Annotated in this window: 9 protein-coding genes; 8 read left to right on the forward strand and 1 reads right to left on the reverse strand. The window is 58.6% G+C overall.

Going from position 1 to position 9404, the window contains the following annotated elements; genetic code table 11:
- Nucleotides 1-73 precede the first annotated feature (73 nt).
- The 3 genes from ACR0EV_RS21510 (at nucleotide 74) to ACR0EV_RS21520 (ending at nucleotide 2222) form a co-directional block, all read left to right on the forward strand.
- Nucleotides 74-625, forward strand: coding sequence for a F0F1 ATP synthase subunit B' (locus ACR0EV_RS21510; protein ID WP_171096175.1), 552 nt, complete (start codon nucleotides 74-76; stop codon nucleotides 623-625).
- 5 nt (nucleotides 626-630) lie between these two features.
- Nucleotides 631-1191, forward strand: coding sequence for a F0F1 ATP synthase subunit B (locus ACR0EV_RS21515; RefSeq protein WP_171096173.1), 561 nt, complete (start codon nucleotides 631-633; stop codon nucleotides 1189-1191).
- 176 nt (nucleotides 1192-1367) lie between these two features.
- Entirely contained in the window at nucleotides 1368-2222 is an 855-nt protein-coding gene (locus tag ACR0EV_RS21520; protein ID WP_480801967.1) for a hypothetical protein, read from the forward strand.
- Between the two features lie 42 nt (nucleotides 2223-2264).
- Here ACR0EV_RS21520 and ACR0EV_RS21525 read toward each other — a convergent pair whose 3' ends face one another.
- Entirely contained in the window at nucleotides 2265-3035 is a 771-nt protein-coding gene (locus tag ACR0EV_RS21525) for a FadR/GntR family transcriptional regulator (protein ID WP_480801968.1), read from the reverse strand.
- A 149-nt stretch (nucleotides 3036-3184) separates the two neighbouring features.
- On the opposite strand from ACR0EV_RS21525, the gene ACR0EV_RS21530 reads away from it, so the two are divergent.
- The 5 genes from ACR0EV_RS21530 (at nucleotide 3185) to ACR0EV_RS21550 (ending at nucleotide 9392) form a co-directional block, all read left to right on the forward strand.
- Complete coding sequence (locus ACR0EV_RS21530) at nucleotides 3185-4378, forward strand: aminotransferase-like domain-containing protein (RefSeq protein ID WP_480801969.1); 1194 nt, start codon at nucleotides 3185-3187, stop codon at nucleotides 4376-4378.
- A gap of 26 nt (nucleotides 4379-4404) precedes the next feature.
- Nucleotides 4405-4830 (forward strand): hypothetical protein, encoded by a 426-nt coding sequence (locus ACR0EV_RS21535; RefSeq protein WP_480801970.1) that lies wholly within the window; start codon nucleotides 4405-4407, stop codon nucleotides 4828-4830.
- 140 nt (nucleotides 4831-4970) lie between these two features.
- On the forward strand, nucleotides 4971-8426 hold the full coding sequence (locus tag ACR0EV_RS21540; protein WP_480801971.1) for a chromosome segregation SMC family protein: 3456 nt from the start codon (nucleotides 4971-4973) through the stop codon (nucleotides 8424-8426).
- A 53-nt stretch (nucleotides 8427-8479) separates the two neighbouring features.
- Nucleotides 8480-8830, forward strand: a complete 351-nt coding sequence (locus ACR0EV_RS21545; protein ID WP_480801972.1) for a hypothetical protein — start codon at nucleotides 8480-8482, stop codon at nucleotides 8828-8830.
- Between the two features lie 223 nt (nucleotides 8831-9053).
- Nucleotides 9054-9392, forward strand: a complete 339-nt coding sequence (locus ACR0EV_RS21550) for an acyl-CoA thioesterase (protein ID WP_480802023.1) — start codon at nucleotides 9054-9056, stop codon at nucleotides 9390-9392.
- Nucleotides 9393-9404 lie beyond the last annotated feature (12 nt).

The following is a 9404-nucleotide window of genomic DNA, read 5'->3' on the forward strand; positions in this document are numbered from 1 at the left end:
ATCCTTACGCGCAGGTGGGCCCAAGCCATAGCGGCCCACCTGTTGTAAAGACAACGTTCCGACGGAGGACATCATGGCGACTGAACCCATTACGAAAGAAGTAGCTGGCTCGTGCGTTGACTCCTATGGCTCTGCCATCGGTATGCCGCAGCTCTGCTTCGATTGGTTCCCCAACCAGATTTTCTGGCTGGTCATTACGCTGGTCGTCATCTTTCTGGTCCTGTCCCGCGTGGCTCTGCCTCGCATCGCGGCAATCCTGGCTGAACGTCAGGGGACCATTACCAACGACCTGGCTGCGGCCGAAGATCTGAAGGCCAAGGCGGTCGAGGCTGAAGAAGCCTACAACAAGGCGCTGGCCGATGCCCGTTCTGAGGCACAGCGTATCGCAGCGGAAGCCCGCGCCGAAATTCAGGCTGGTCTGGATGACGCGATTGCAAAGGCGGATGCGGAAATCGCTGCAAAAGCGGCTGAATCGGAAAAGGCAATTGCCGAAATCCGTGCCGGTGCGCTGGAAAGCATTCAAGTGGTTGCCAAGGACACGGCTGCCGAACTGGTCACAGCACTTGGCGGCGAAGCGGATGCGGATGCCATTGCCGGTGCCGTAGATGCTCAGACGAAAGGATAAGTGACATGCGGAACACTCTTGCCCTTATCCTGACTTTTGGTGCGGCCAGCCCGGCCTTTGCGGCCAAAGGCCCGTTTTTTTCGCTTGGCAATACGGACTTTGTCGTCCTTCTGGGCTTTATCGTCTTCATTGCGGTTCTGTTCTACTTCAAGGTCCCCGGCATGATCGGTGGCGCGCTGGACAACCGTGCGGAAGGCATCAAGTCCGAACTGGACGAAGCACGCGCCCTGCACGAAGAAGCACGCAGCTTGCTGGCCTCGTACGAGCGCAAGCAGCGCGAAGTACAGGGGCAGGCTGATGCCATCGTTGCAGCGGCCAAGGAAGATGCGGCTCTGGCAGCTGAACAGGCGAAGGTTGACCTTGAAAAGTCGATTGAACGCCGTCTGGCTGCAGCTCAGGATCAGATTGCTTCGGCTGAAGCGTCTGCTGTGAAAGAAGTGCGTGACCAAGCCGTTTCGGTCGCAGTTGCTGCGGCAGGTTCGGTTCTGGCCAAGCAAATGACCGCAGCACAGGCCAACAAACTGATCGATGCGTCGATTGCGGATGTAGGCACCAAGCTGCACTGACGGTTAACCCGCCAGACAAATGATACAGTTGACCCGAGGGCGTTTCGCTTTCGGGTCTTTTGTTTTGTGATGAGTTCTGCTTGTTTTGAATAACACTCCGAATCCTGCCAACCGTTGGGGAACTGGTCGACAGGAAAGCTTTGCAGCTAGCGTGATAATACAGGGAAAGACAGACCGTGTCGGGCGACGCAGTTTCGATGAATATTGTTGGCGTGGTCAGAAATGGTGGCGCGGCGCTGATCGACACGATCAGCAGGATAGAAAACCTGTCCGCCCAGTTGCACCGGTACTCGGTCACCATCGCAACCAATGACAATGCCGACGATACTGACCGAGTGCTGATCGACTACGCTGAACGAAACCGGCAAGTCGGTATCATTCAGATGGACGGGCTTGTTTCAAGATTTCCTGACCGGATTGAGCGCATCACAGCGGCCAGAAATGCCGTGCTCAACAGGCTGGAAGAGAAAGATGATGATCACGAGCTGACCCTGGTGCTGGATCTGAATGGCCCGAATACGCGCCTGGACGTTCAGGCGGTTCTGACAGCCGCAAAAAGGGTTGCCCCTTTGTGGGAAGGTGTCTTTGCCAATTCCAAACCTGCATACTACGACATTTATGCTCTGCGCTGCCCCGGCTGGTGTGATGAAGATGTATGGCAGCGTATTCAGAGCACGCGCAGGCCGTTGTTCGGTCGCCGCAAATGGCGCCGGGCTTTGTTGAAGTCAGCGGTTTATGACCGCCAGTTTCATATACCGGCCGAAACCCCGCTTATTCCGGTCGACAGCGCGTTCGGGGGTGCCGGGTTGTACAAAACCCGCGCGCTGCGTGGCTTGCGCTATTCTTGCCGCGACGAAAAGGGGCAGCGGGTCTGTGAACATGTGATGCTTCACAAACGTCTTCGGGATCGTGGAGCAAGGCTGTTCATTGACCCGGCCCTGACAACACTGGCCCCGGACCATCATTTGGGAGAAGGCAGTGGAAAACTTTTTCCGCGCCACCTGTTGCTCGCTGCAACAGGGGCCGCTTAGTCGCGGCCTATTCCACATTCGAGTGGCAATTTAAGGTGGCGCTTAGGTGCGCCCGTTTTCATGTTGCAATCGTTGTTGTGCAATGGCTTCGTTTCGGTCCGTCTTCCTTTGATCGGCCATGCAGCGTTCGACAAAATCAAGGTGCTGTTCAATTGCGGTGCGCGCGGCCAAAGGATTGCGGGCCTGTAACGCGTCATTGATCGCCCGGTGCTGGTCCAAAATCGCTTCGCGCGTGGCGCGCTGTTGGAACATCGTCTGACGGTTATAGAACACGCCCTGCACCAACAAATCATACATCGAGCGCATCATATGCAACATGATGACATTATGGCTGGCCTCGATAATGGCCATATGGAATTCAGCATCCAGTCGCGCCTCGTCATCCGCTGCATTCCGGTCGTGGGCCGCCTGCATCTTGTCAAAGATCGCCTGAACCACTTTCAGGTCGCTTTCGGATCCTTGGCGTGCTGCCCTTTCCGCTGCCAGCCCTTCCATGTCGCGGCGAAAAGACAGGTAATCAAACACCGCTTCGTCATGGCTGCCAAACAAACGGATCAGTGCAGGGGAAAAGGCCGATCCCAGAACCTCGGCCACGTAGATCCCAGATCCAGCCTTGGCGGTCAGCAACCCTTGCGCCTGAAGCTCAGATATTGCGTCGCGGAGAGATGGGCGCGACACTCCCATCCGCTCGGCCAGTTCACGTTCCGAAGGGAGACGTTCGCCGGGACGCAGGATGCCGCGCAGGATCAGAAGTTCGATCTGGCGAACAACGGCAAGCGACAGTTTTTCGGTTTCAACTTTGTGAAAGGGCATGTTGTTTCCGCAATTGGTCAAGTCATTTGACCACGGACATGGGGCACGTTCAAGAACACCTGTTCACATCAGTTGAAATAATAGGTCAGTATTATTGACTTTAAATCATCTGACCATAGGCTGCCCGGAACTGAGATCGGAGGAGCCTCATGTCACAACATCCCTTGTTTGCCACCCGGGCTTCCCGGATGAAGGCATCAGAAATCCGAGAACTGCTGAAACTGCTCGACCAACCAGGGATCATTTCTTTTGCGGGCGGCATTCCGGATCCAGCGTTGTTTCCCGCCGATGCGTTTGCACAAGCCTTTCAAGCGGCGCTGGGACCTAAAACACAAGCACAAGCGCTGCAATATTCGGTCAGCGAGGGTTATGTCCCGCTGCGCGAATGGCTGGCGCAGCACATGCGTGAAATCGGAGTGGCGTGTGACATCGACAACATCCTGATCACGTCAGGGTCCCAGCAGGCGCTGGATTATCTGGGCAAGCTGTTTCTGTCGCCGGGCGACACGGCTTTGGTCGGATGGCCCACCTATCTGGGCGCGCTTGCTGCGTTCAACGCGTATGAACCCCGGTTTGATCGGCTGAACGGCAACAGCGGGGCCACAGAATACAAAGCCGCTGCAGGGGACGGGGCAGTGAAATTCGCTTACCTTTCGGCGGACTTTGCCAACCCAACAGGCGAAACTCTGGATCCGCAAGGTCGGGAAGCTTTGTTGGATCTGGCAGAAGAGTTGGATTGCGCCATAATCGAAGACGGTGCCTATCAGGCGTTGCGCTATGACGGGGATCCGATCCCACCGATCCTGTCTTTGGAACTGGCTCGCAAAGGATCTGTTGAAGACTGCCGGACGATCTATTGCGGCAGCTTTTCAAAAACCCTGTCGCCGGGACTGCGCATGGGCTGGGTCGTGGCACCCAAGCCGATCATCTCTCAGCTGGTTCTGTTGAAGCAGGCGGCGGACCTGCATTCGGCGACTATCAACCAGATGGCCGTGCATGACGTGGCGCAAGCGTGTTTTAACATCCATATTCCCAAAGTGCGTACTGTGTATCAAAGCCGTCGCGATGTGATGCTGGACGCGTTGGAACAGCATATGCCCGCGGGGGTCGAATGGACCCGACCCGAGGGCGGTATGTTTATCTGGGTCACGCTGCCTGCGGGGGTCAGTGGGTCTGAATTGCTGGCGCGTGCGTTGGACACGGTGAAAGTGGCCTTTGTGCCGGGTCAGGCATTCTTCCCGGATGGCAGCGGCGCAAATACCATTCGCCTGAGTTTTTCAAATTCTGACGAGGCAGCAATCCGGGAGGGAATTCGACGGTTGGGTGAAGTATTGCGGGTCTGAGGCACAGAAAGGTTCTGTTAACCAAAATGCTGCAAATCTGCGGCATGATCCGGTGTCTTGCCCCTTTGTTGTTGGCTGCCTGTGCGGCCGGAACCCCTCATTTCCGCGAAGTGCCTGCCACGCGCGTGGCGGTGAATGGCAGCGTATTCGACGTGCGCGTGCGCGGTGAGTTGGCCGAAGCGGTTCGGGTCAACGCGCAATACGCACCACGGCTGGGTCCGGTCCGAGACCGGGCCGCCCTTGCGATGGCTCAGGTTTCGGGTTGTCCGATTCTGGATGTGCTGGGCGATGCGGCGGTAACGGTTGGTGTTTTGGGCTGTGATCGAGACGCGGGCGAGCGTTTGCTGCTGACCGCTGTTTCTACGCCCAACTATGAATGCATCGACTATGGCATCTACGAAAACGTTGGGGATGACTACGGCTATCAGGTCTTTGAGTGCACCCCTTATTGATATACGCGTGTTCTTGGGTATTTCGGCAAGATATTGTGGATAACTCAAAATGATATCCCATATCCTGCGCAACTCCGTTGACTCGGACCCTGTCCCTTGCGCAGACTTTCAACTCATAGGAATCATGGGACACGTCGCCATTGCGTTTCAGCAAGCTCAAACTGACCGGCTTCAAAAGCTTTGTTGATCCGACCGATCTGATCATCGCGGACGGGCTGACCGGTGTGGTGGGGCCAAACGGCTGTGGCAAGTCCAATCTTCTGGAAGCATTGCGTTGGGTGATGGGCGAAAACCGACCCAAATCCATGCGTGGTGGCGCGATGGAGGATGTGATTTTTGCCGGCGCGGCCACGCGACCCGCGCGCAATTTTGCCGAGGTTGTCCTGACCATGGACAACTCGGAACGTCTTGCGCCGTCGGGGTTCAACGACAGTGATCAGTTGGAAATCGTCCGGCGCATCACCCGCGATGTCGGCAGCGCCTACAAGACCAATGGCAAAGATGTGCGCGCGCGTGATGTGCAGATGCTGTTCGCGGACGCCTCGACTGGCGCGCATTCGCCTGCTCTGGTCGGGCAGAACCGCATTGCCGAATTGATCAACGCCAAACCGCGCGCGCGCCGCCGCATTTTGGAAGAAGCTGCCGGGATCTCGGGTCTGTATCAGCGTCGGCACGAGGCGGAGCTGAAGCTGAAAGGCACCGAGGCGAACCTGACCCGCGTCGATGACGTTTTGGAACAGCTTGGTGGGCAATTGGCTCAGTTGGCGCGCCAGGCCCGTCAGGCCGCGCGATACCGTGAAATCGGCGAGCAACTGCGTCAGGCCGAAGGGATGCTGCTTTATCGGCGCTGGAAAGAGGCTGATATGACCCGCCAGCAGGCAGAGGAAAAGCTGCGCGAACGTATCACCGAAGCTTCACGTGCCGAAGCAGAGGCGCGCTCTGCCGCTGCAAAACGTGCCGAGATCGAAGAAACTTTGCCGCCCCTTCGTGAAGAAGAGGCAATCGCAGCTGCGGTTTTGCAACGTCAGCAGGTGCAGCGCGATCAACTTTCCGATCAGGAAACCCGCGCGCGGCAGACCATTGAGACGTTGACAAACCGTATTCAGCAGCTTGGTAACGACATTGAGCGTGAAACCGGTTTGAACCGCGATGCAGGGCAGATGATCGAGCGTCTGGAATGGGAAGCGCGCGAGCTGGCAAAGGCCGCTGAAGGTCATGAAGAAAAAGTGGCCGAGGCGGCAGAAATCGCGCGTGAGGCAGCCTCGATCCTGCAAAACCGTGAAGACCACCTGTCACAACAGACCGAAGACATGGCCCGCCTTGTCGCACGGCACCAGTCAGCCCAGCGTTTGGTCGAAGACAGCCGCAAGACATTAACCCGGTCTGAGGGTGAAGAGGAAAAGGCGCGGCTGGCAGTTGATGAGGCCAAAACCGCTGTGACCCGCGCCAGCGAGGCGTTTGAAGCCGCCCAGACAGGTGAGGAAGAAGCCCGCGAAGCCGCTGAAGCCGCCGAAGAGGCGCTGGCAGCCGCAGATGAGTTGCGCAACGAAACACAGGCCCGCGAGGCCGAAGCGCGCGCGCAGCGTTCTGAGGCCGAAGGTGAGCTTGGCGCGATCCGGGCCGAAACCACGGCGCTGGCCAAGCTGGTGGAACGCGACACCGCCGAAGGTGGCCAAGTGCTGGATCTGCTGCGGGTTGCGCCGGGCTTTGAAAAGGCTCTGGGCGCGGCTCTGGCTGATGATCTGCGTGCACCCTTGGTCGAGGGCGATGGCCCATCTGGCTGGGTGCAGGTGGCAGGCTATGACAGCGATCAGCCTTTGCCAGATGGGGTCGAACCGCTGGCGCTGCACGTCTCGGGTCCGGATCGTCTTAGCCGTCGCATTGCACAGATCGGTCTTGTGGATGCCGATCAGGGCGCGCGTTTGCAAGCAGCGCTGAAACCGGGCCAGCGGCTGGTGTCCCGTTCCGGTGATTTGTGGCGCTGGGACGGTTTCCGTGCATGGGCCGAGGATGCCCCAAGCGCAGCGGCACTGCGTTTGGAGCAACTCAACAAGCTGGAAGCGCTGAAGCAGGAACTGACACGCACCGAAGCGCAAGCAGATGGCGCCCGCGCCGCGCATGAGGCGCTGTCGCGGCAATTGGCGGATGTGACCGAGGCCGACCGCCGTGCGCGTGAAGCCCGCCGCGCGGCGGATCAGCGCATGGCCGAATCCGCGCGCTTGCTCAGCCGGGCCGAAGCGGATCGTAATCTGGCACAGGGCAAGCTCGAGACCCTGACCCTTGCCGTAGATCGCCACAAAGAAGACGCTATGGCGGCCCGCGCGCAACTGCGCGAAGCCGAGGGCGCATTGAGCGGCTTGGGCGATCTCGACAGTGCACGTGCCGAGGTCGAAGACATCAAACAAACTGTCGAGGCGGCGCGGATCACGATGCTGACCCACCGTTCGACCCATGATGAGCTGCGTCGTGAGGGGGATGCGCGCACCCGCCGCTCGCAGGAGGTCACAAAAGACCTCAGCGGGTGGCGGCATAGATTGGAAACCGCAGAAAAACGGATCTCGGAACTGGCCGAGCGCAAGGAAAGCTCGGAAGAAGAGCTGACCGACGCCATGGCCGCACCCGGTGAGATTGCCGAAGCGCGGGAAGAGCTGAACGAATTGATCGAAGCCGCCGAGGCGCGCCGGGCAGAGGCTGCGGACAAGCTGGCCGAGGCTGAGACCCAGCAGCGTGAGATTGTTCTGGCAGAACGTGAAGCGGAACGCCTGGCTTCGGAAGCGCGCGAAAGCCGCGCGGCGGCTGAAGCGCGCTGTGACGCGGCAAAGGAAAGCGTCGTCGCTGCGGCAGAACGGATCGCCGAGGATCAGCAGCTGACCCCGAACCAGTTGCTGAACCAGCTGGACGTGAACCCCGACCAGATGCCCGCTGCGGATGTACTGGAATCCGAGGTGAACCGCCACAAGCGTCAACGCGATGCTATGGGTGCGGTAAACCTGCGGGCGGAAGAAGACAGCAAAGAAGTTCAGGAAGAATTTGATACACTCAGCAGCGAAAAAGCGGATCTGGAAGAGGCGATCAAAGCCTTGCGCAGCGGTATTGCCAGCCTCAATCGCGAAGGGCGCGAACGGTTGCTGACCGCGTTTGAACAGGTGAACTCCAACTTCGCTATGTTGTTCAAGCACCTGTTCGGGGGTGGTGAGGCCAATCTGGTCATGGTGGAAAGCGACGATCCGCTGGATGCCGGTCTTGAGATCATGTGCCAGCCACCGGGCAAAAAGCTATCAACCCTGAGCCTGCTGTCGGGTGGGGAACAGACCCTGACCGCGACCGCGTTGATCTTTGGTGTGTTCCTGGCTAATCCCGCACCGATCTGTGTGCTGGACGAGGTCGATGCGCCGCTGGACGACGCCAACGTCACACGCTTTTGCGACCTGCTGGACGAAATGTGCCGCCAGACCGATACGCGGTTCCTGATCATCACGCACCACGCAGTGACGATGGCGCGGATGGACCGGCTGTTCGGTGTCACGATGCAGGAACAGGGCGTAAGCCAGCTGGTTTCGGTCGACCTCAAGAAGGCCGAGCAGATGGTAGCCTGACCGTTCACTGCAATTTTATGAGCGTTGCACGCGTATCGCGCTAGTTTGGCATCATGTTACGCTTTCTGATCCCCACCCTGATCGCGGCAAGCTCGGCCTGTGCTGCAGACTGGCCCACCAAGGCCGATGACGTTCCTTTGACCCCTGCAGAACTTGACGGTTTGGCTGGGCGCACGCTTACGTTTTATGATGATGGTCAGGCCAAATTCTCGGCCGGTGGGGCCTATTCCTATACATATGCCAGCGGAGACTCGGCTTTCGGCACCTATTCCATCGCCGAGGATGGCAGCGTCTGTATCGCCTATCGCAACGGGTTCAGCCGGTGTGATCTCTATGTAAAAAGTGGTGAGCGGCTGATCCTGATTGATCAGAAAGGAGACCGCTATCCGGTCCGGCCCGAGTAAAGCTTTTCGGACTTGAGGTGCGCAACCTGAGCGCAAAGCAGGCTCTCTCTTCATTTTGGTGGGAAATCTTGCCAGACTGAACACACGACCATGCCAGTCAATGGCTTAGGAGGGGATTTAACCTGTGGCAGAAGACACCGACGACCGGCTTGCTTTAGGGAAAAAACGCGGATCGCATGGCCGCCAACAGGACGAGGGTGTTCTGGTCATTCGCACGATAGCGATGCCAGCAGATACCAACCCGGCCGGCGACATTTTTGGCGGTTGGCTGATGTCGCAAATGGATTTGGCCGCGGGCAATATGGCGGCGCGCGTGGCGCAGGGTCGAACGGCGACCGTTTCCGTCGAGGCGATGCAGTTTCTGCACCCGGTCAAGGTTGGGGACGAAGTGACGCTGTATGCGGCGCTGACGCATGTCGGGCGTACATCCATTCGCGTTCACGTGGATGTCTGGGCACGCCCGAGGCAATCGCAGAATGGAAAAAAGGTTACGGAGGCAGAGTTCGTGTTCGTCGCTTTGGACGAAGCCGGTGCGCCGCGCCCGGTGTTCGACGACAACTAAGCGCGACGCGTC

Source organism: Ruegeria sp. CF8 (genome assembly GCF_056537285.1).